Annotated in this window: 18 protein-coding genes; 16 read left to right on the top strand and 2 right to left on the bottom strand. The window is 46.0% G+C overall.

Translation table 11 applies throughout. The features are described from left to right. The first annotated feature begins 107 nt into the window (after positions 1–107). From MKY87_RS12655 to MKY87_RS12630, 6 genes are all read left to right on the top strand, one after another. Positions 108–1,214, top strand: a complete 1,107-nt coding sequence (locus MKY87_RS12655; RefSeq protein WP_339788558.1) for a class I SAM-dependent methyltransferase — start codon at positions 108–110, stop codon at positions 1,212–1,214. A 340-nt stretch (positions 1,215–1,554) separates the two neighbouring features. Continuing rightward, entirely contained in the window at positions 1,555–1,752 is a 198-nt protein-coding gene (locus MKY87_RS12650) for a cold shock domain-containing protein (protein ID WP_024631599.1), read from the top strand. Positions 1,753–2,172: 420 nt separating this feature from the next. Then, positions 2,173–2,736: a ribosome hibernation-promoting factor, HPF/YfiA family gene (hpf, locus tag MKY87_RS12645; RefSeq protein WP_047840659.1), complete on the top strand. Its 564-nt coding sequence runs from the start codon at positions 2,173–2,175 to the stop codon at positions 2,734–2,736. A gap of 981 nt (positions 2,737–3,717) precedes the next feature. Then, the gene (secA, locus tag MKY87_RS12640; protein ID WP_339312668.1) at positions 3,718–6,222 is read left to right on the top strand and encodes a preprotein translocase subunit SecA; all 2,505 of its coding nucleotides are present in this window, start codon (positions 3,718–3,720) and stop codon (positions 6,220–6,222) included. 441 nt (positions 6,223–6,663) lie between these two features. Further along, positions 6,664–7,777 (top strand): peptide chain release factor 2 gene (gene prfB, locus MKY87_RS12635; RefSeq protein ID WP_124116498.1). Its coding sequence is split into 2 segments (ribosomal slippage): positions 6,664–6,735 and positions 6,737–7,777, totalling 1,113 coding nucleotides; the frame shifts between segments, so codons are not numbered across the junction. A gap of 134 nt (positions 7,778–7,911) precedes the next feature. Then, positions 7,912–8,820: a YitT family protein gene (locus tag MKY87_RS12630; RefSeq protein WP_091013287.1), complete on the top strand. Its 909-nt coding sequence runs from the start codon at positions 7,912–7,914 to the stop codon at positions 8,818–8,820. Positions 8,821–9,137: 317 nt separating this feature from the next. Here MKY87_RS12630 and cls read toward each other — a convergent pair whose 3' ends face one another. Beyond that, positions 9,138–10,586, bottom strand: a complete 1,449-nt coding sequence (cls, locus tag MKY87_RS12625; RefSeq protein ID WP_133386068.1) for a cardiolipin synthase — start codon at positions 10,584–10,586, stop codon at positions 9,138–9,140. A 331-nt stretch (positions 10,587–10,917) separates the two neighbouring features. Between cls and argC the strand changes: the two genes are divergently transcribed. From argC to argH, 7 genes are all read left to right on the top strand, one after another. After that, a complete protein-coding gene (gene argC, locus MKY87_RS12620) occupies positions 10,918–11,967 on the top strand; it encodes an N-acetyl-gamma-glutamyl-phosphate reductase (RefSeq protein ID WP_340964685.1) in 1,050 nt (349 codons plus the stop codon). Positions 11,968–12,098: 131 nt separating this feature from the next. Continuing rightward, entirely contained in the window at positions 12,099–13,337 is a 1,239-nt protein-coding gene (gene argJ / locus MKY87_RS12615) for a bifunctional glutamate N-acetyltransferase/amino-acid acetyltransferase ArgJ (RefSeq protein WP_339788562.1), read from the top strand. 321 nt (positions 13,338–13,658) lie between these two features. After that, entirely contained in the window at positions 13,659–14,498 is an 840-nt protein-coding gene (gene argB / locus MKY87_RS12610; protein WP_340964682.1) for an acetylglutamate kinase, read from the top strand. Between the two features lie 369 nt (positions 14,499–14,867). Beyond that, positions 14,868–16,121 carry an aspartate aminotransferase family protein gene (locus MKY87_RS12605; RefSeq protein ID WP_339790454.1) on the top strand — a complete coding sequence of 418 codons (1,254 nt, stop codon included), beginning with the start codon at positions 14,868–14,870 and terminating at the stop codon, positions 16,119–16,121. A gap of 199 nt (positions 16,122–16,320) precedes the next feature. Beyond that, positions 16,321–17,286, top strand: a complete 966-nt coding sequence (argF, locus tag MKY87_RS12600; RefSeq protein ID WP_047840650.1) for an ornithine carbamoyltransferase — start codon at positions 16,321–16,323, stop codon at positions 17,284–17,286. A gap of 323 nt (positions 17,287–17,609) precedes the next feature. Continuing rightward, positions 17,610–18,845 carry an argininosuccinate synthase gene (locus tag MKY87_RS12595; RefSeq protein WP_017692004.1) on the top strand — a complete coding sequence of 412 codons (1,236 nt, stop codon included), beginning with the start codon at positions 17,610–17,612 and terminating at the stop codon, positions 18,843–18,845. A gap of 106 nt (positions 18,846–18,951) precedes the next feature. Beyond that, a complete protein-coding gene (gene argH, locus MKY87_RS12590; protein WP_036612430.1) occupies positions 18,952–20,355 on the top strand; it encodes an argininosuccinate lyase in 1,404 nt (467 codons plus the stop codon). A 202-nt stretch (positions 20,356–20,557) separates the two neighbouring features. Here the strand turns inward: argH and MKY87_RS12585 are convergent, their stop codons facing one another. Continuing rightward, positions 20,558–21,346, bottom strand: a complete 789-nt coding sequence (locus MKY87_RS12585) for an alpha/beta hydrolase (RefSeq protein ID WP_339311008.1) — start codon at positions 21,344–21,346, stop codon at positions 20,558–20,560. A gap of 199 nt (positions 21,347–21,545) precedes the next feature. On the opposite strand from MKY87_RS12585, the gene MKY87_RS12580 reads away from it, so the two are divergent. Genes MKY87_RS12580 through MKY87_RS12570 form a run of 3 tightly spaced genes read left to right on the top strand, consistent with a single transcriptional unit; the run spans position 21,546 to position 23,630 of the window. Continuing rightward, the gene (locus tag MKY87_RS12580; RefSeq protein WP_340964680.1) at positions 21,546–22,169 is read left to right on the top strand and encodes a YhbD family protein; all 624 of its coding nucleotides are present in this window, start codon (positions 21,546–21,548) and stop codon (positions 22,167–22,169) included. A 14-nt stretch (positions 22,170–22,183) separates the two neighbouring features. Beyond that, positions 22,184–22,912: a polymer-forming cytoskeletal protein gene (locus MKY87_RS12575; protein WP_340912484.1), complete on the top strand. Its 729-nt coding sequence runs from the start codon at positions 22,184–22,186 to the stop codon at positions 22,910–22,912. 34 nt (positions 22,913–22,946) lie between these two features. Next, positions 22,947–23,630 carry a hypothetical protein gene (locus tag MKY87_RS12570; protein WP_340964677.1) on the top strand — a complete coding sequence of 228 codons (684 nt, stop codon included), beginning with the start codon at positions 22,947–22,949 and terminating at the stop codon, positions 23,628–23,630. Positions 23,631–23,680 lie beyond the last annotated feature (50 nt).

Raw genomic sequence — 23,680 nt, 5'->3', positions numbered from 1 at the left:
GAATATGCTAATTATATTATAAAATATAGTGTGAAACCTATTGAGAATGAAAAATGTCTAATAGCCTTATTTAGGCTAGAATATTATATTGAAATCGGGGGGATATTATGAAATGCCGTGTGTGTGGAGAGGCGTTAACACTATTAGAAATAGTAAATGACTGTAGATATGAGCACAACTTTTTAAATACAACAGCCTTTAGTACGTTTACTAAAGATATTGAATTATATCAATGTACAGTATGTTCACACCTTCAAACCGAATATTTATTACCAGATGACTATTATGATAAGTACACTGGTTTTGGAGGAGCATCACAGTATTATGGTTCATTAAATTTAGCAGAGAACAAAATTCAAAAAATTCAAAATTATTCATTAACTAATGAAAAAATTTTTGAAATAGGATGCGGAACTGGAACAGGGCTGAAAAAAGCTGGAGGATATTTCGTAGAGTGTTTAGGCATTGAACCTTCCGGGTTACATTCGGACATAGCAAAAAGAGATGGCCATAATGTAATTAATGCATATTTTGATAATTCTCTTGATATCGGAACGGGATATTCGGCTTTTATGAGTTTTCAGGTTTTCGAACATCTTCATGATTTTTATAATGTTTTGGATTATGCCTATGAGATACTGGAACCTGGTGGGGTGGGACTTATTAATGTACCCAATGGTCAAAATATAGTTGAAAAATCTTTATATCATCAGATTATCTGTGAGCATGTTAATTATTTTACTCCATTTAGTCTGGCGACTATGGTTAAAAAGTCGAAATTTGACATTCTTGAAATAGATAGTATCGATGAAACAATAGAGTTAGACATTTATATCAGAAAGCCTAAAAAATACACTGGTTTTAACAATACAAAAGAGCAGCAAAAAGAAAAATTACAAGGAATACTATCTAACTATAGCAACATTACGATCTGGGGCGCTGGAGCAAAAAGTGAAGTATACTCAAAGCTCATAGATAACTCACATGCTTTTAAACATCTTGTGGATTCATCTGAAGATAAAATTGGCCTTTATATAAATGGTATTGATTTACAAATTGAGAAAGTACAACAAAGTATAATAGATGAAAGTGATGCAATTATCATTTTTGCTTCATCATATAACAAAGAAATAATGGATAACTTACGAAACACTTATGGATATGCGAAAGTCATAGTTTATTTTGAGGGTGAAGAGGTTTTGGTACAGAATTAGATTCTTGAACAATTGAAAGTAAGCTTAAGCAGCTGAGATTGTTAATTCCCTCTGTGATAATTCGGTTGATCATTCCTATATGATTTTTAAAAGTAGAAGATTTCTTGGAGCTAGACTTATGTAATACTCAAGATTTCTTTCCCTATTCTCTCTGTATTACCTGATATATTCAAGTTATCCCACCTTTCAACACAATCCCCAATTAATCTACAAAAAATTCCAAGAAAACATTTACTTTTCCAATTGACAATGGATAACTTTGGATGGTATTATCTGAATTGTGGGCAGAGGTTAAGGCCGAAAGCTTCACTTCATTTGATGACGAAGGGAATGTTAGTGCATGCAAGGTAAAGTAAAATGGTTCAACGCAGAAAAAGGTTACGGTTTCATTGAGACTGAAGATGGCGGCGACGTATTCGTACATTTCTCCGCAATTCAATCCGAAGGATTCAAAACTTTGGAAGAAGGTCAATCCGTAGAATTCGACATCGTCGAAGGCGCGCGTGGACCGCAAGCAGCTAACGTAATCAAATTATAATCATCCGGACAATCCGACCTACATATATGGTTAGATGGTTACCAAATTGAATTATCGCTAGCATCAGACTCCGGTACTTTCCGGGGTCTTTTTTTGTTTCAATAGATTCGAGATTTGAGGAGCATCCGAGGTACATTATTCCTATGAATCTGTTGATTAAAGAGATAGATTGAAGTTCATTTTACATATTAGATTGAGCTGGCCCAAAAACGGTTAAATACATCATCAAGCGCCTAATAACTCATACCAAGTAAATATTCGATTATGGCTGAATATGATGAAATATCGCGAAATATGGCGTTATGCCTATGTTGGCAGATGTGGCTTGAACAGATGTCATTATTCGGTCACAGGGAGTTTTTACATGGCGCTTACATTCGTGTTATAATGAAGTGGCAAAGGAAAAAGGAGGAGTGCCCTATGAATTTAAGTATTCGAGGTCAACAAATCGAGGTTACTGATGCTTTGAAGGATTATGTCGACAAAAAGTTGAGTAGACTCGAGAAGTATTTCGATGCACCCCTTAACTCTGACGGTGCTGTTACATTGAGCACGACGAGAGGTTTGCATACGGTAGAGGTGACGATCCCATTGAAAGGCATTGTGCTCCGCGCTGAGGATGAGAGCGATGATATGTATGCATCCATTGACTCCGTGGTGGACAAGCTGGAACGTCAGATCCGCAAACACAAAACAAAAATTAACCGTAAGTTCCGCCAGGAAGGTAGCCTGAAAACACTCTTCGTTGAAGATCCAACAGGTACTGTAGCTACAGCTGAACTGGATGCGGACACGGATGACGATGATCTGGAAGTTGTACGGACGAAACGCTTTATGTTGAAACCAATGGACGTGGAAGAGGCCATCCTCCAAATGAACATGGTTGGTCACAATTTCTTCGTATTCTCCAACATTGACAGTGAAGAAGTTAGCGTAGTTTACAAACGGAACGATGGTAAGTACGGATTGATCGAACAAGGTTAATTTAACTTACAGGATCATCGGATCGAACATGTATATGAATATTTAATAATAATGAACACAGGAACTGTAGTTTCCTGGATTAGATTTATCAAGAGCTTCCATCCCTTAAGGGATGGGGCTCTTTTGTGCGTAGAGGAGCTGGGAAATGACCTTTGGAAATAAAATGGTGAAACTATTCCCTATGCTGCTGCGTCTAATAGATAGTATGAAGAATCACAATCGGTACAATTTTATCACCAGATTCCGATGGTTACGAAAATATTCGTACACCTACATTCGAGAAGTGGATATTGAGATTTCCATCCAAATTTACCATCAAAATTCGTTGACAGGGCTGTCTATCCTGCAAAACGAAACATGACAATCGAACGCTTCCGCTAACGACTATGATTTTTTGCACTTAAACTCCATTTGATATGTCTCAGAAGTTCAAAGAAGTGTGCCGTGGCGTGTTGCGGCGGCCCTTACAAACTGTTACAATTTATGCAAAGAGAATCATTGTCCTGATGAGGAATTGTCAACGAATGATCGCTAATCATAATCAATGACAGGCACAGCACCATGAACATGATTCGCAAGGCTCGGGCTTCGGCTAGATTTTTAATAACCGAATCCGTTTGAATACCGAATCAGCTTCATGAGGAACCCTTGGCAAGCCTGAAGTTGATTCATCATATTACTTATTAGCATATGATTTGAATTTGATTTTTACACGGATGACGAAGAGGGCAGAAATGACCTGTAGAAGTGAAGCGTTCGCCTTTATCCCCGGATTTCCCCCTCTGAGAAGAGAGTTAAAAGAAATCAGGGGATAACAGCGATCGAAAGGACATTCTGGCAACTGAGTTGACGAAGTGTAACTTTCATTAAGCTCAAATCATATTGTTTGTCACCCCCGGGCAAGTGGCTGCAACATCCATCCGATGGTGTCGCGTGGCGGCAACAGGGGGTCTATTCTGTTTTGCACGAAAGGGGTATACCATGCTAGGACTTGTCAAAAAGATCTTCGGCGACATGAATGAACGTGATGTTAAACGTCTGATGAAGACGGTCGATGTGATCAATAAACTGGAACCACAATTTCAGGCGTTGTCTGATGAACAACTGAAAGGTAAAACGGACGAATACCGTGCTCGTATTGAAAAGGGAGAAACAACAGATGAGCTTCTTCCAGAGGCATTTGCAACCGTACGTGAGGCATCACGCCGTGTACTGGGCAAACGTCACTACGATGTACAGATGCTGGGCGGTATCGCTCTGCATGAAGGCCGTATTTCCGAGATGAAAACGGGTGAAGGTAAAACGCTGGTAGGAACACTCCCGGTATATCTGAACGCGTTGATGTCCAAAGGTGTACACGTGGTCACAGTCAATGACTATTTGGCACAGCGGGATAGCCAGGAAATGGGACAAATCTATGAATTCATGGGCATGACGGTAGGGGTTAACCTGAGCGGTATGGACCATGCTTTGAAACAACATGCATATGCATGTGATATTACGTACGGAACGAACAACGAATTTGGTTTTGACTATCTGCGTGACAACATGGTTCTTTACAAAGAGCAAATGGTACAACGTCCATTGTTCTTCTGTATCATTGATGAAGTAGACTCCATCCTGGTCGATGAGGCGCGTACGCCACTCATTATCTCCGGACAAGCTCAGAAGTCGACGGATATGTACTATGCAGCAGATCGTTTTGTGAAACGTTTGGTGCCGGAAGAAGACTTTACGGTAGACATTAAGGTGAAATCCGTAGCGTTGACTGAGGCCGGCGTGGCCAAAGCAGAGAAAGCATTTGGTATCGAGAACTTGTATGATCATGCCAACGTTACTCTCAACCATCACATTGTACAGGGCTTGAAAGCCAATGTAATCATGCGTCGTGACGTGGATTATGTGGTCAGTGATGAAGAGGTTATGATCGTTGATGAATTTACAGGTCGTCTGATGTCTGGACGTCGTTATAGTGATGGATTGCACCAGGCGATTGAAGCTAAAGAAGGCATTGAAGTACAAAACGAGAGCATGACGCTTGCTACGATTACTTTCCAGAACTATTTCCGGATGTACCGTAAACTTGCGGGTATGACGGGTACGGCGAAAACCGAGGAAGAAGAGTTCAAAAAAATCTACGGTCTCGAAGTACTGCAGATTCCAACTAACCGTCCGAACAAACGGGATGACATGGCAGATGTCGTGTACAAGAGCATCGATGGCAAGTTCAAAGCGGTTGTGGAAGAGATTGTGGAACGCCACAGCAAGAACCAGCCGGTTCTGGTAGGTACAGTATCCATCGAGAACTCGGAGCGCCTGTCTGACATGCTCAAACGCCGTGGTGTGAAACACCAGGTGCTGAACGCCAAGTACCATGCGGAAGAAGCAGAGATCATCTCAGGAGCTGGTCAAGCGGGTGCAGTAACGATTGCAACCAACATGGCTGGACGGGGTACGGATATTATCTTGGGTGAAGGTGTAGCTGAAGTAGGCGGCCTTCATATTATCGGTACAGAGCGTCACGAATCACGCCGGATTGATAATCAGCTGCGTGGTCGTGCAGGACGTCAAGGTGACCCGGGTTCAACACAATTCTACCTGTCACTGGGTGATGAATTGATGAGACGTTTCGGTGCAGACAATGTACTGAACATGATGGAGCGCCTTGGTTTTGAAGAAGACCAACCGATCGAGAGCCGGATGATTACCCGTGCAGTAGAATCGGCGCAGAAACGTGTTGAAGGTAACAACTTTGACGTGCGTAAAGTCGTTCTCCAATATGATGATGTCATGAACCAACAACGTGAAATTATATATAAACAGCGCCGCGAGGTACTGGAGTCCGAAAACATCAAACAGATCGTTATGGATATGATCAAACCTTCCATTGAACGTATCGTTGAAGCACACTGTGGTGACGATATTCCGGAAAACTGGGAGTTGCAGGAAGTTGCCGATTACATGAACAGCAAATTGCTGGATGATGGTTCGGTAACAAAAGATGATCTGTGGGGCAAGGAAGCAGAAGAGATTATCGAGTACCTGTTTACGAAAGTTCAGAACAAGTACAATGCACGTGAAGAGCGAATTGGCGAAGATATGGTTCGTGAGTTCGAGAAAGTGGTTGTGCTTCGTGCAGTAGACAGCAAGTGGATGGATCATATTGATGCTATGGATCAATTGCGTCAAGGTATCCACCTTCGCGCTTACGGCGGTACAGATCCACTGCGTGAGTACCAGTTCGAAGGCTTCGAGATGTTCCATCAGATGATCGCTTCGATTCAGGAAGAAGTTGCGACTTATGTGATGAGAGCACAGATCGAGAGCAATCAGGAGCGTCAAGCAGTTGTTGAGGAAAGTCAGATCTCGACAAGCGGTGAACCTGCTGAGAAACGTCCAGTGAAGGTTTCCGACCAAATCGGACGTAACGATCCATGCCCATGCGGTAGTGGCAAGAAGTTCAAACACTGCCACGGTCAAGAGTAGTACGATGGTTTTTATATACACTTTAGTGTAATAAGTTGAACCTTGATTTTACACCATAACGGAGAGTGCAGAAGCAATCTGAAGAAGCGGAGCGTTCGCCTTTATCCTCGGATTTTCCCCTTTTGTAGGAGGGGATCAAGAAAATCTGGGGATAAGAGCGATCGGAAGATGCTACTGTAATCGGAGTGCAGGTGTAACAGTTACTAGGGCAACTTATATAGCATGACATGAACGGCTCCTTGCAGCCGGGTATTCCATAGGATGAAGTGAAGGATGCAAAACCGGTTAATGGTGCATAGTTATAATAATATGACCATGATCATGGAGAAGAGATATACTGATACAACAGTTGTCTCAACACCAGGGTGACGCATCGCATACTTGATCTGGAGGAATACCCTGGATGCGGGGAGCTTATCTTAATGAAAAGAGGAATTGCACATGATCGATCCAAACGTGAAGCATGACCTGCGTGAAATAGGCAAGAAACTAACAAACCTTAGGGGGTCTCTTTGACTTAGATCTGAAGCAAGAGATGATCGGCAACTTCGAAGTGAAGATGTCTGCCCCGGATTTCTGGGATGATAGTGACAAGGCGCAATCCGTAATCGCTGAGCTAAATGCGGTGAAAGGATCTGTGGATCAATACACCAAACTCCAACAGGACTATGATGATGCAGTGATGATGATCGAACTGGCGGACGAAGAAGGCGACGAAGACCTCGCTACCGAGATTGGTAACAGTATTACAGCGATCGTGAACAAAGTCGCAGAGTTCGAACTTCAGCTTCTGCTGAATCAACCATATGACAAGATGAATGCGATTCTGGAGCTTCACCCGGGTGCGGGTGGCACCGAGTCCCAAGATTGGGGACAGATGCTACTCCGGATGTACACACGTTGGTCCGAGAAGCGTGGCTTCAAGGTTGAGGTACTGGATTATCTGCCAGGTGATGAGGCTGGGATCAAGAGTGTTACGTTGTCGATCAAGGGACATAACGCTTATGGTTATCTGAAAGCCGAGAAGGGTGTACACCGACTGGTGCGGATCTCTCCTTTTGACTCATCGGGCCGTAGACATACGTCCTTCGTATCCTGTGATGTGGTACCGGAGATTGATGATACGATCGAATTGGACATCCGCACCGAGGACCTAAAGATCGATACGTACCGGGCAAGTGGCGCGGGTGGACAACATATCAATACCACCGACTCTGCTGTACGGATTACTCACCTTCCAACAGGTGTAGTTGTAACGTGTCAGAATGAACGTTCACAGATCAAGAACCGTGAGCGAGCGATGACGATGCTCCGTTCGAAATTGTATGAGCGTAAAATTGAAGAGCAAAAACAACAGCTGGATGAAATCCGAGGGGATCAGTCGGATATTTCATGGGGTAGCCAGATTCGCTCCTATGTGTTCCATCCCTATAGTATGGTAAAGGATCACCGTACAAGCGTAGAGACAGGAAATACAGGAGCAGTAATGGACGGCGACCTCGATGCATTCATCGATGGTTATTTGCGCAGCCAGATTAAAGTAGAAACCGATTAATAGAAGTTCCTGTATGGACCCATGCGTGTAGGCGTATGCTGGTGTATACGGGAGCTTTTTTTTGAATTATTTTATAGGATATAGAAAAAATGAGCGAACAATTGATCAGTCACAACAAAGGAGAGCACGAGAACATGCAACAACGATCACAACTTCACAACAGCCGCAAAAAGAGGATAACTAGCCTCATTCCACTCAATGGTCCATGGAGAAACGTCGTGGACACGGTATCTATCATTTTAGGTTCGTTTTTAATTGCAGTGGCCTTTAATTTATTTTTATTACCGAATCAGATCGCATCGGGTGGGGTGTCCGGGTTATCGATCCTTGGCAAGGAATGGCTCAATTGGGAGCCGGCTTATACGCAGTGGGCAATTAATATACCACTCCTGATTGCAGGGTTTTTGCTCATTGGCAAACAGTATGGTATCCGTTCAGTTCTCGGCAGTATTGTCCTGCCATTGTTAGTCTATCTGACGAAGGATTGGGCCATTCCAACAACGAATCCGCTTCTGGGTTCACTGTACGGTGGAATTGGCGTGGGTCTGGGGATTGGCATTGTATATCGAGGTAGAGGATCAACAGGGGGCATGAGCATTCTTGCCAGAATCGTACAGAAATACAGTGGGCTGAGTTACTCTCTCTGTGTTGTGATTATGGATGCCACCGTTATTATTATGGCTGCATTTGTATTATCGTTGGAGCAGTCTCTCTATGCGCTGATTGGGTTGTATGTTACCGGTAAAGTGATCGATGCGGTTGAGATGGGGCTGGGCTTCTCCAAGGTGGCTTATATTATCTCCAACCAAACAGAAGCGATTAGCAAAGTGATTTTGGATGATCTGGATCGCGGATTAACAAAGCTGGAGGCCAAAGGCGGTTACACTGACGATCAACGAACAGTACTGATGGTAGTGGTTGGGCAAAATGAGGTACCAAGACTCAAAGCGTTGATCCGGTCTGTGGACCCGGGAGCTTTTGTCATTATCAGTAACGCGCACGAAGTGCTCGGCGAAGGTTTTAAGCGGGGAGAACATGTGTGAACGGGTGTGAAAAATAGCGGGTGAGCCGTGTAGGCTCATAAGTTTGAAAATTTAAGAAAAAAAGCAGGTACGCCCTCCTCTGAGATAACGGAGAGGGAGTACCTGCTTTTCTATTATTAAAAGTTCAACTTAACATTTCACATAACGGAGAGGACAGAAATATCCTGAAGAAATGGAACGTTCGCCTAAAAGCTTTCTGAAAGAAAGCTACTTCGGAAGCATATGCTATCCCCGGATTTTCCCCTTTAGAATAGAGAATCAAAAAAATCTGGGGATAACAGCGATCGGAAGGATGTTCTGTCATCGGAGTGCCACCGCTACAGAATCGGAGATAACAGACGGGAAATCGCTTCTTTGAAGCGGATAATCAGACTGCGTTTTTGGTATTCATCGAGCGTCATTTCCCGCGATACATGCAGGTCGTGCTCAAAGGTTTGTACAAGTGCTGTCGCAATCGTCTCATCGTACATAAAGGCATTAACCTCAAAGTTCAACCGGAAACTGCGGTAGTCAATATTGGCGGTTCCCACGGATGCAACCAAACTGTCAATGATAAGTGTTTTGGCATGAATGAAGCCATTATCATATATAAATACTTTGGCGCCAACTTTTAACAACTCACCAATATAAGATAACGTAGCCCAATATACAAAGGCATGGTCGGGTTTATTTGGAATCATGATGCGAACATCTATGCCGGACAGACACGCGAGACGAATAGCTTCGAATACACTGGCATCCGGGATAAAATAAGGTGTTTGAATCAGAATCGAATGTTTGGCACCATTAATCATCTTGAGATAACTGTTCTTGATATGCTCGGTCTCTGCATCCGGTCCACTAGAGACAATCTGCATGGCAATCTTTCCTGTACCCTCGATATGAGGGAAATGCGCCGGGACGTAAGGTGTGTCGTGTTGCTTGGACGCTTCGTTCCAATCCAGGAGGAAACGGGTCTGCAGCGCATGAACGGCATTCCCCTGAATACGCAGATGTGTGTCACGCCAGTAACCGAATTTCGAGTTCAAGCCGAGATACTCATCTCCCACATTAAACCCGCCCGTGTATCCCAGGTTACCATCGATGATGACAATCTTCCGGTGGTTCCGGTAGTTCATACGCAAGTTGATCAGACTGAATTTGGAGGGGAAAAAGACTTCAACCAAACCGCCTGCCTCGCGCAATTCTTTGAAAAAGCGTTTTGATACCCGCCGCGATCCGAGCGCGTCATACAGTAAACGGACTTTGATACCTTCCCGCGCTTTGCGGATAAGTGCATCCCGAATTCTTTTGCCCAGACGGTCGCCTCTATAAATGTAGTATTGTACGTGCACGTGATCCTTGGCCGCTTCGATGTCATCCAAGAGCCGTTGGAACTTGTCTGTTCCGTCCGTAATGATCTCAACCGCATTATCCTCTGTCAACAGAGCGCCGTTCTGCTTCAGGTTCATATAGATCATGTCCTGGCTACTCTCGGTTGCTTGGTTGCGGAAAGGGGTGCGGTTATCGTGCAACTGTGTGAGCTGGGCTTCAATACGTTCCTCTAGCCCGAGCTTCTTACGTTCTTTCCACTGGAAAAGCCGGTATCGGGTCAGATTCTGACCGGTTAAAAGATAAAGTACAAACCCAAACACCGGAATAAAGTTCAAGACGAGCAGCCAAGCCCAGGAAGCGCTGGCATCCTTCCGTTCGAAGAAAACAACTGCTGCGGCAAAAATAATATTCAGGCCAAGGAGTACAATAAGTAAAATGGATTCAATATGCACTATAGTCCCCCACGTCTCATAATGACCATCATGAATCTATTCATATGTCCTTGATTAGCAGGTTAGTTATGAATGAGACCCTGATTGTAATGTTTCCTACTAATACGTATTTTAACAGAAGTATACCTATTCGTCCCGGATGTTAAAAAAAGATATGTTCGGATTGGATGGAAATCCATGTGAAATTGCTGATAGAGTGTTGTATTTATATAACCAGAGTCGTATAATAATACACAAATATGCATATAAGCGACGGAATTGCTGTGTTCGGGCCACATTCATGCAAGGGCATAGCACAAGTAGCGCATACATCGAGATTGGGGGAGCGAGAGTGAATAACAAATTAAAAGTAGCAATCGTCGGTTCCACCGGCTACGGCGGGGTGGAACTGATTCGTTTTTTCCAGAACCATCCGCAGGTTGAAATCACATCGGTGATCTCATCATCGAGCAGTGGTGAGTCCATCGCAGATGGATTTCCGCATTTGACGGACGTGATTCACAGGCCACTCGACGGTGTAGATCCGGCTGAGATTGCGAGTCGTGCGGATCTGGTATTCACAGCGACCCCGTCCGGCGTAAGTGCAAAGCTCGTACCAAGCCTGCTGGCAGCAGGCCTTAAGGTGATTGACCTGTCTGGCGATTTCAGACTCAAGGATGGAACGGTGTACGAAGAGTGGTACAAACATCCGGCGCCTTCAGCTGATTTGCTGGAACAAGCGGTATACGGCATGGCTGAGGTGTATGGCGAAGAAGTGAAGGGACAGAATTTTATATCCAACCCAGGCTGTTATCCAACAGCTACACTTCTTGGACTGATCCCTGCAGTAGAGGCAGGCTGGATTGATTCTTCTACAATTATAATTGATGCTAAATCAGGCGTATCCGGTGCAGGACGCGGAACAAGTCTGACCAACCATTATGCAGAGATGAATGAAAATTTCAAAGCCTATAAACTGAACAAGCACCAACATATTCCCGAGATTGAACAAGTGCTTGGTGATATAACAGGAACGCCTGTTACGGTTACCTTTACAACACAACTGGTGCCAATGACACGTGGAATCATGAGTACGATGTATGCAAAACTCGTTGGGGAACACAGCGACCGGGAGATCGTAGATTTGTACCGTAAATATTATGAGAACAGACCTTTTGTACGTGTACGTGAACCGGGCATCTGGCCATCTACCAAAGAAGTGTACGGATCCAACTATTGTGATATCGGATTTGCGGTGGATCCTCGCACAGGGCGTTTGACGATTATTTCGGTCATCGACAACCTGGTGAAGGGTGCATCCGGGCAAGCGATTCAAAATATGAACCTGATGATGGGATGGGAGGAGAACCTCGGGCTGAACATGACACCGGTATATCCATAAGGGATTGGAATTCAAGAGGAGCACTGGAACATTCGGTGTAAAAGTGCTCTCTCAGAGTCTTCTAGGGAGAACGGATCAGGTTAAGCAGGCGGATCATCGGCATATAGCTGAACGCATACGGGGGATATGATATGGGAACGAATGTGGAGCAACAGACTTTTACCGTGGTTGAGAACGGAACAATTGTAACCCCTGGGGGATTCACTGCTGGTGGACTTCACTGCGGATTGAAAAAGACATCTCGTAATGACATCGGAGCGATCCGATGTGATGTACCTGCTACAGCTGCTGCTGTATACACAACGAACGTATTTCAGGCCGCACCACTCAAAGTAACGCGCGAAAGCTTGAGCAACGGACGCCTTCAAGCTGTTATCGTTAACAGTGGTAATGCCAATGCATGTACAGGGCAACAAGGTGAAGAAGATGCTTATGCGATGCGTTCGGCCGCTGCGCGGGAGCTGGGTGTGGCAGAAGAGGATGTGGCTGTGGCATCCACAGGTGTCATTGGGGAATTGCTCAAGATGGATGCTGTACATTCAGGCATCACTGGACTTCCAGCGCATATGGGCAAGGAGTCGAATGAGGCGGAACAATTTTCACAAGCGATTCTGACAACGGATTTGGTGAAAAAGGAAGCTTGCGTCTCCGTTCTGGTTAACGGTAAGACGGTTACGATTGCGGGAGCCGCCAAAGGCTCGGGTATGATTCATCCGAATATGGCGACGATGCTCGCTTTCATGACTTCTGACGCGGTCATTGGTGCAGAAGCGTTGCAGCGCCTGCTGCGCCAGGCAACCAATCATACATTTAACATGATTACCGTAGATGGAGATACGAGTACAAACGACATGCTGGTAGCTATGTCCAGCGGATATGCAGGCAATGAAGAGCTGACCACAGAGCACCCGGATTGGGACGCTTTTGCAGCAGGCTTCACCTATGTATGCCAAGTGCTGGCCAAAGCCATTGCTCGCGATGGTGAAGGAGCAACCAAACTGGTTGAGGTAGAAGTTACAGGTGCAGTAAGTGATGAATCCGCACAGGCAATTGCCAAAACTGTCATCGGGTCCAGTCTGGTGAAATCCGCTATGTTTGGCGCTGATGCCAACTGGGGACGGATTATTGCAGCCGTAGGGCGTGCAGGACAACCGGTGAACCCGGATACCGTAGATATCCGTTTGGGAGATATCTCGGTACTTGCGCAGTCCCGCCCAGTCGTGTTTGACGAAGAATTGGCATTGGCTTATTTGCAGACCGATACAGTTCGCATTGTGGTAGATCTGCACCACGGCGAAGGAACGGCTACAGCCTGGGGCTGTGACCTGACGTATGACTACGTCCGAATTAACGCAGCATACCGCACTTAATAAGAATTAGCATTTATTCTATTGAAGCTAAAAGCTTCCCTATGAGAAGCTGTTTCGTAAATATATAGAAAATCTATAAGGATTGAACTTTATTTGGTTTTTGAGATAACTGGCGAAGGCAGTGGAGAAGACGGAATCGATTCTGAAGAAGCGAAGCGTTCGCCTTTGTCTCCGGGTTTCCCCTTTAAAAAGGAAATCAAAAAAACCTGGAGACAACAGCGATCAAAAGAACGATCCGGATTCGGAACGGTCAGCTACCGAATATCGCATCAATTAAGTGTTAAGCCTTTTAGAATATTTGAACGAGAGGAGCTTGCTCTCATGAATTCAACAATGCCAAACAAGAGTACCGCAACGGAAGCGAGCACAGAGAAACAGATGTTTGTCATGAAATGTGGAGGCAGCACGCTGGCAGCATTGCCCGAGTCTTTCTTTGCGGATCTGCGTGATTTGCAGTCTCAGGGTACACAGCCAGTCATCGTGCATGGCGGAGGTCCTGCAATCTCAGATAACCTGGCGAAGCTTGGCATCGAAACCGAATTCGTTAATGGCCTGCGCAAAACGACTGAACCTGTGCTGGACGTAGTGGAGATGGTGCTTGCGGGCAGTATCAACAAACAGATCGTGCGCCTGATTCAGCGTGTGGGCGGTCGTGCACTAGGCTTGTCCGGCGTTGACGGGGGTCTCATTCAGGCGAAGCCCGTATCGAACCACGCAGAGATCGGTTGGGTAGGCGATGTCACTGGTGTGAACGCAGAGATTATCCAAGGTATCGTGAACATGGGATACATGCCGATTATCGCACCGGTTGGCGTAGATGCAACTGGACAACGCTATAACATTAACGCAGATACAGCTGCGGGTGCAGTGGCGTCTCATCTCGGCGTAAGTCGGATGATTGTCGTGACCGACGTTCCAGGCATCATGAAGAACGTAGGCGGCGAGAAAAAAGTACTGCCATCCGTATCTGTACAAGAGATTGAAGACATGATCCAGACCGGAGAAATCTATGGCGGCATGATTCCAAAAGTACGTGCAGCTATCGCTTGTATCCATGGTCAAGTACGTGAGGTCGTCATCGTAGACGGCAGCGAACCTCAAATCCTGAGCCGCGTGCTCGGCGGAGAAATCATCGGAACAAGAATCATCCGTATGCAATAATTTGCTCGATACGCTAGGGTCTTAATAGTCTTATTTAAATAAAAAAATATGTGCACGGCTTTTTTATATAAGAAATCTAATATTACACTCACAATAACGTAGGGTGCAGAACCAATCTGAAGGATAAAAATGCATAACGGAGAGGACAGAAATAACCTGAAGAAGCGGAGCGTGCGCCTTTATCACAGGATTTTCCCCATTGAAGGGGAATAAAAAAAATTCAGGGATAACAGCGATCGGAAGGTTGTTCTGTCATCGAAGTGGAGTATGCATACATTCGGAAGATGGTTCCGCAATCGGAGTGATCTAGTGTAAATAAGAGCTCTTATATAATTGCCGTTGCACCAACCAATAAGGAGTGATATGGTCATGGCAAAAGGCAACGAACAGCCAGGTTCTGGCACAGCGGTAGCAGGCGCAACAGCAACAGGTGCAGCAGCACAGACGGAAAGCTCGCTTTTCCAAACGTATGCGCGTTATCCAATCAGTCTGGTCAAAGGTAAAGGTAGCTGGTTGTGGGATGATCAGGGCAACCGTTATCTTGATTTCATGTGCGGCCTCGCTGTAACTAGCCTGGGCCATGCACCGGAGAAAGTTGGAGCCAAGCTGAAAGCTCAGATTGATGAGCTGTGGCATGTATCCAATCTGTTCCAGATTCCAGGCCAGGAGAAGGCAGCAGCATTGCTGACAGCCAATACATGCGCTGACGCAGTGTTCTTCTGTAACAGTGGTGCCGAAGCGAACGAAGCGGCTATTAAAGTAGCCCGTCGTTATCACCAGAAGGTGAAGGGTACAGATCGGTATGAAGTGATCACCTTTGCCCAGTCCTTCCATGGACGGACACTCGCTACACTGACAGCCACCGGACAGGATAAGGTAAAAGAAGGATTTTTGCCATTGCCAGCCGGATTTGTAACTGTACCTTTGCATGATATCCCTGCCCTTGAAGGGGCAATTGGACCCAACACAGCAGCTATTATGCTGGAAATGGTTCAAGCTGAGGGTGGTGTATATCCGGTCGAACCGGAATTCGTCAAACATGTACGGAAATTGTGTGACGAGCATGGGTTGCTTCTGATTGTTGATGAAGTACAAACAGGAATGGGACGTACGGGTAAACTGTTCGCGCACGAACATTATGGCATTGAGCCAGACGTGTTCACCGTTGCCAAAGGTATCGGTAGTGGTTTCCCTGTAGGTGCGATGTTGGGTAAAGGTTTCCTGCGGGATGCGTTCACACCAGGTAGCCATGCGACAACATTTGGTGGAACACCACTTGCTTCATCCGTTGTGATTGCAACAATCGAAACGATGCTGGAAGATCGTTTGCCAGAGCGCGCAGCGGAGATGGGTGAATACCTGATGAGCTCCCTGCGGAAACGTTTGGCGGGCAATTCCTTTGTGAAGGAAGTTCGTGGCTTGGGATTGTTGGTCGGTATCGAATGTGCTGAGCCGGTAGGTGATATTGTGCTTGCTGGGCAAAAACGCGGTATCTTGTTCGTCTCTGCAGGACCGAATGTGATTCGTTTGCTTCCGAACCTGTATGTGAGCAAAGATGAGATCGACGAGGCCGTATCGCTGGTAGGCACATTGATCGAAGAGCATGTAGCGGCGAAAGCCTAATATAAAAATGAGAACCTTTCTGTCTCGGGGCCATTACAGGCCTCGAAGCAGAATGAGATGATGAATCCCTGTAGCCGCGTGGTGAAATTGCAGAAGGCGGGAATGGATAAACTCGAGAAGCATCCAGACAAAGTGTTAACGTTGCTATCACTTCTGCCCATGCGGGTGCAGGGAACCGGAAATAAGGAGGACATTATACATGACAGCACAACAAACGGAAAAGATTCAGAAGATTGATCTGAGAGGCCGGGATTTTATCGAGTTCACGGACTACACGGCAGAGGAGATTCGTTATCTGCTTGATCTCGCGATTGAGATTAAAGGGAAGCAAAAAAGCGGTGTACCTTTTCAACCGTTGAAAGGTAAAACGATCGGACTTATTTTTGAAAAATCATCCACACGTACGCGTGTATCCTTTGAAGTGGGTATGTTCCAATTGGGAGGACACGCACTCTTCCTGAGCAAAAATGATATCCAGCTGGGTCGCGGGGAAACAACACATGATACAGCCAAAGTATTGTCCCGCTACCTGGACGGCATCATGATTCGTACCTTTGGACACCATAATGTAACTGAACTGGCAGAGCATGCGGATGTTCCAGTCATTAATGGCCTGAGCGATGCGGCGCATCCTTGTCAGGTACTGGCAGACTTCCAAACGGTGCTGGAGCACAAAGGCAAGCTGGCAGGTCTGAAAATGGCCTACATCGGAGATGGCAACAACATGGCGCACTCCCTGATGCTCGGTGCAGCGAAGATGGGAATGCATGTTGCTGTAGCAACGCCAGAAGGCTATGAGCCGGATAGTGCAGTTGTGGAGCAGGCACGCATTATCGCACAGGAGAGCGGTTCTGAAGTGACTGTAACCTACAGTGCACAGGAAGCTGCGAAAGATGCAGATATCGTGTACACGGATGTATGGGCTAGCATGGGCTTTGAAGAAGAGCAGAAGATTCGTGAGCAGGCATTTGCGGCATATCAAGTGGACGAGGAACTGATGAAAGGCGCGAAGCCGGACTACATGTTCTTGCATTGTCTGCCAGCACACCGCGGCGAAGAAGTGAGTGCCGGTGTAATTGACGGACCGAACTCCCTGATCTTTGATCAGGCGGAGAATCGCTTGCATGCACAGAAAGCCTTAATGGCTGCATTAATGAGCGAATAGCTGCTATTTCATTGAATGGGTTGATTTTAGGCGCAGATTTCGCGATGATATATTCATCTATAATGTACTTTAAAAAGTTAATTAAACAAGAAGCATACACAAACACGGAGAGACAGAAAAAGTCTGAAGAAGCGAAGCGTGCACCTGAAAGCTTTCTGAAAGAAAGCTGCATCGGAAGCATAGGCTATCCCCGGATTTTACCCTTTATCATAAAGGATGAAAAAATCTGGGGATAACAGTGATCGGAAGGGTTTTCTGGCTCTTAGGATTCAGTGTATGAAGGCTCTGTTTAACTTAACTGATCTTGGGGAGGACCATCGAACATGGCTAAGGAAAAAATTGTACTCGCGTATTCAGGCGGGTTGGACACATCTGTAATTTTGAAATGGTTGAAAGAAACGTATGATGCAGAGATTATCGCGTTCACAGCGGATATTGGACAAAAGGATGAACTGGATGGCTTGGAGGAAAAAGCACTGGCAACAGGCGCTTCCAAAGTATACATTGACGATCTGCGCGATGAGTTCGCGAAAGATTTCATCTATCCGATGTTCCAGGCGGGTGCCCTCTATGAAGGACAATACCTGCTTGGTACAAGTATCGCTCGTCCACTGATTGCTAAACGTATGGTGGATATCGCTCGTGCAGAAGGTGCTACAGCCATCGCTCACGGCGCTACAGGTAAAGGAAATGACCAAGTTCGTTTTGAGCTGAACGCGGCTGCGCTGACACCAGACATTAACGTAATTGCACCTTGGCGTCTGGAAGAATTCCGTAACCAATTCCCGGGACGTGCCGAGATGATTGCTTACGCTGAAAAACATGGTATTCCGGTAACCGCATCTGCGGCTAAACCATACTCCACAGACCGTAACTTGCTGCATATCAGCTATGAGAGCGGTGTGCTCGAAGATCCATGGTTCGATCCAAGTGCGGACGAAAACAAAGACATGTTCCTGCTGAGCAGTGCACCTGAAGATGCACCAGATCAAGCGGAATATGTGGAACTGGAATTCGAACAAGGTGACTGTGTCGCGCTGAACGGTGAGCGTTTGAGCCCACTGCAAGTGATGGAGCAACTGAACGAGCTGGGTGGCAAACATGGTATTGGCCGTGTAGATATGGTTGAGAACCGTTTTGTTGGTATGAAGAGCCGTGGCGTATACGAAACACCAGGTGGAACAATCTTGTTCACCGCACATCGCAAAATGGAATCCATCACGATGGACCGTGAAGTGATGAACCTGCGTGACAGCCTGATCACACGTTACAGCACACTGGTATACAACGGTTTCTGGTTCGCACCAGAGCGTCTTGCATTGCAAGCGCTGGTGACTGAAAGCCAGAAGAACGTAACAGGTACGGTTCGTGTGAAACTGTACAAAGGCAACATCATCGGCGCAGGTGTGAAAAGTCCTGTCAGCCTTTACAATCCGGACATCGCAACGATGGAAGCTGATCCAACGCAAGCTTATGATCAAGGCGATGCAACAGGCTTTATCCGCCTGAATGCACTGCGTTTGAAAGTAAACTCCGGCGTGGAGCAAAACAAAAACTAATTTCAACCTGCATACTAGAGCTACATCAATATAAATGACAAGGCAGGCCGTTCTTGCACATCTGGCAGGAGCGGCTTTGTCCATGAGCGAAAGGGGAGTACTCACCGTGAGCAAGCTGTGGGGAGGACGTTTTACAAAACAAACCAATCATTTGGTTGAGGAATATACGGCATCAATCAATTTTGACAAAGCTTTGGCTGAGGAAGATATCCAGGGCAGTCTGGCCCATGTGACGATGCTGGGCAAATGCGGTATTCTTCCGGCGGAAGATGTAGAGACGATCAAAGAAGGTCTGATCACCGTTTTGCACAAAATCCGTGCAGGTGAAGTGGAATTCTCCGTATCGGACGAAGACATCCACATGAATATTGAGAAAAACCTGATCGAAACGATTGGCCCTGTAGGCGGTAAACTACATACAGGCCGTAGCCGGAACGACCAGGTTGCAACGGATATGCACCTATACCTGCGCGAGCGGGTGGTTGGCTTTGTAGGTATGTTGCATTCCTTGCAGGAAGCACTGATTGGACAAGCGAAAGATAACCTCGATACCATCGTACCGGGTTATACGCATCTTCAACGGGCCCAGCCGATTCTGTTCGCCCATCACCTGATGGCGTATGTATCCATGTTCCAACGGGATGCTGAGCGTCTGATGGACAGCTACAAACGCATTAACATCCTGCCACTGGGCGCAGGTGCGCTCGCGGGTACAACATTCCCGATTGATCGTCATTTTGTGGCGGAGCAACTGGGCTTCGACGGCGTGTACGAGAACAGTCTGGACGCAGTAAGCGACCGTGACTTCATCGTTGAGTTCCTGGCAGCAGCTTCGCTGATCATGACTCACTTGTCCCGTCTGAGTGAAGAGTTGGTACTGTGGAGCAGCACAGAGTTTGGATTCGTTGAACTGGACGATGCGTTCTGCACAGGCAGCAGTATTATGCCTCAGAAGAAAAATCCGGACGTTCCTGAACTCGTGCGTGGTAAAACAGGACGTGTGTACGGCAACCTGATTGGTTTGCTGACAGTGTTGAAATCTCTTCCACTGGCATACAACAAAGACATGCAGGAAGACAAAGAAGGCATGTTTGATACTGTAGCGACGCTGGAAGGTGCATTGCAATTGTTCGCTCCGATGATCGCAACAATGACAGTGAACAAAGATCGGATGCGTCAAGCAGTCAACCAGGATTTCTCCAACGCTACGGATATTGCCGACTTCCTCGTGGGCGAAGGTTTGCCTTTCCGTCAGGCGCATGAAGTGATTGGTAAAACAGTGCTGTACTGCATCCAGAACAGCAAGTATTTGCTGGATCTGACGATTGATGAATTCCGTCAGTTCTCACCACTGTTCGATGACCGGATCTATGATGTGCTGCAACCGGAAGCGGTAGTGAACGCGCGTAATGTTTACGGCGGAACAGCTTCGGGTCAAGTGGCTGAAGCCATTGGACGTAGTGAGAAGGTACTGGAGATTACCGAGCAATGGATTACGAACCGCGGTTAATGTCACGGTTACAATAGGTTGCCATACAGATACGACAGTACAATAAAAAAAGCAGGCCAGAGAACTTTGTTCTCAGCGGCCTGCTTTTTGTGTTTTACAGCGATGTGCTTAAAATATATTCAATTCAACTGCGAACGGAAGGAAGGTTGTTGTTTCATCGGAGTACCAGCCTTCTTTATCCTCAGTAGCTCCTAATGATCCACTAATCGCGCTTGGGCAAAGGCAACCATTTCAATACATCCTGGATCTTGGCATCCCAGTAGCCCCACTCATGTTCACCAGGCCCTTCCTCGTATGTCAATGCGAAGTTCGTTTGTTCACAGGCATGCCGGAATGTTTGATTATCCTCATACAGGAAATCTTCCGTTCCGCAACATTGGTAGAGCAAAGGTCGAGGACTTTCGCTAGATTGATTTTCTTTTAACAGATGGATCAGATCGTTCTCTGTACCTGTCACCTCGGGTCCAAAAATCCGCTGTAACTCCGTCTGTTGCAATGCTGAGGATGCGTTTCTATCCATATGTGCAGACATATCGAGTGCTCCAGACAAACTGGCAGCAGCAGCATATTGATCTGGTTTACGAAGGGCTAGCTTGAACGCACCATAACCACCCATGGATAAACCTGCAACGAAGTTATCCTCACGCTTTGGTGACAATGGGAAGAAAGAGCGAGCGAGTGCTGGCAGTTCCTCACTGATAAACGTCCAGTACTTTCCACCTTCCACCATATCCGTATAGAAGCTGCGATGTACCTGTGGCATAACAACAGCGATCCCAAGATTGGCCACATAACGTTCGATCGATGTCCGGCGCAGCCAGATGGAATCATCATCAGACAGACCGTGTAACAGGTACAGGGTTGGGTGCAGTCCTTTGCCAGTCACATTCTCCATACCGATCTGATTGTGGGTTTGTTGCGGCAGAATGACATGCATGCTGGTGCTAAGCCCGAGTGTATCCGAGTAAAAATCACATTTAATAAGTGCCATGAGTATAAGAAACCCCTTTCATAAGTTCGTTAACCACGTGTTCTGACATGAGACGATGGGATGGAAATCGGATGCCTAGGCCTCCAAAGTGTTTATATGTAACAGGTTATACGCATTGCTTAATCAATGCAATACCAAGATTAGTTTACAACGTAACAATGTTATGTTACACTCATTTCAATAAAAAGGGGGACCATATATGACGGATGATTTGATCTCCAAGAAAGAATTGTTGGACCTGACAGGAATCTCATACGGCCAGTTATACCGTTGGAAGCGGAAAAATCTCATTCCGGAAGAATGGTTCATTCGGAAGTCGTCCTACACCGGACAAGAGACCTTTTTTCCAAAACAACAGATTTTACTGCGCATTGACAAGATTCTTAATATGAAAGACGGATTATCGCTGGATGAGCTGGCAGACGTCTTCTCACCTACGTTGGGTGAAGTGGAAATGTCTCCACAACAACTGTTAGAGCGAAACATTGTTTCACAAATCTCGCTGGATCTGTTGAAAGAAGCAGGTCGGGAACAACCGCTGTATGCTTTGGAACAGATTATGATGCTCTACGTCCTTGATAAGCTGTTAATGAGCGGAGATATTACTCGGCAAGAGGGTGCGTTGCTGATTGAAGTGATGTCCGAACATTATTATCGTTTTACAGGCAAACCGAGCGAACTCGTGCTTATTCGTAAGATGGGTGTTCCTTCATTCATGCTGATAATAGCAGGAACGGAGTTTTATTTTGACAATGGTGTGAAAGTGGTTCTTAGGCAGCCGATGGGAACATTTATGGAAGAATTAAAACTCAAATTGGGATAAGGAGAGGATCATCTATGGAAGAACGAAATAAGCGGAATGATCTGAATGTGGCGGGCATAAGTCAAACGGCAGGCGGGAATTTTCACCGTGTATCTATTGATGGCATGGCTAAGGTGAACGGCAACCTGGACTGCACCTCTATGGAAGTAAATGGAACATTGAAGATGCACGGCGCTTTGAGCTCCGAGAGTGCAACGATTAACGGCATGTGTACGTTGAACGGTCCTTTGACCAGTTCTCGTGTTCGGGTGGATGGCATGACGACGATTAACGGAGATCTCCATAGCCCTGAGCTTGAAGTGAACGGAAAGTGTACCGTACGTGGAAGAGTGGATGGGGAACGAATTGATATTGGCGGTGTGATCGATATTGAAGGCGATGTCCAATGTGAGTCCCTGAATGTACGGGGCAATATTAAGATCAGCGGCTTACTGAATGCGGGAACAGTGGAGATCAGGCTGCATACATCTTCTTCGGCTAAAGAGATTGGCGGAGAGCGTATCGATATTCGTCGCAAGGAACAACAGAATGGATTTTGGAAAAGTATTGGTCTGGGCGGGACCCCTTCTTTTAAGACATCCTTAATTGAGGGTGATGAGATTGTGCTGGAAGATACCGAAGCTGACATTGTTCGGGGGAGTAACATTTTTATCGGTCGCGGCTGTAACATCAGGCTTGTCGAGTATTCAGGTGAACTTGAGATAGATCAGGATGCCAAGGTGGGCAGCAGTCAGCGAATTTAAAGTTTGGATATGGAGAGAAAGGGATGGGATCGACATGAATAACAATCCTGGGCGTTCATTGGACAAAAAAATGGATATCAGCATCGTTGGTGATGGCAGTTCTTCTGGTGGCGTGTACGGCAAGATCAAGGTCGTAGGGGACGCGTCCTTTAACGACAATCTATCTTGTGATCGATTCAAATGTACGGGTACATCGGTCATATACGGATCACTTGAATCCACAGATATTAAAATTACCGGCACCCTTACTCTGAAAGAGCGAGAGGCCAGCAACGATGTTGAGGATGGAATCCAGGCATCTGGCCTGCATGCCAAAGCTGAGCATATAAAAGTGGTCGGTGAACTTCATCTGTCAGGGGATTGTCAGGCAGAAAATATCAAGCTGAACGGGCGTTTGACGATAGCGGGGATGCTCAGCGCTGAACACATAACGCTCAAAATCATGGGTCCATCCGAGGTCAAAGAAATGGGCGGTTCCATCATCTCGGTGAAGAGTGGCCGGTTGAATGACTTGTTTACGGGGAATAAATCAATTCTCAAAGCGCAGATTATCGAAGGTGATGATATTGAATTAGAGAATACGGAGGCCGAGATTGTCCGTGGCGATAAAATAAAAATCGGTCCTGGCTGCCGGATTGGCACAGTGGAATACCGTTCATCTCTGCAAATTCATCCGCAATCGGAAGTTTTGCTGCAAAGCAATCGGTCCTTGGACTGATTAACGAAAACTTCTTTTCGGATATACTAATGCAGTCATATGAATAGAGC

The sequence above is a fragment of the Paenibacillus sp. FSL R7-0198 genome, assembly GCF_038000415.1.
GTDB lineage: Bacteria > Bacillota > Bacilli > Paenibacillales > Paenibacillaceae > Paenibacillus.
The sequence above is the reverse complement of the archived record's forward strand: the minus strand, read 5'-3'. Positions and strand labels throughout refer to the sequence as shown.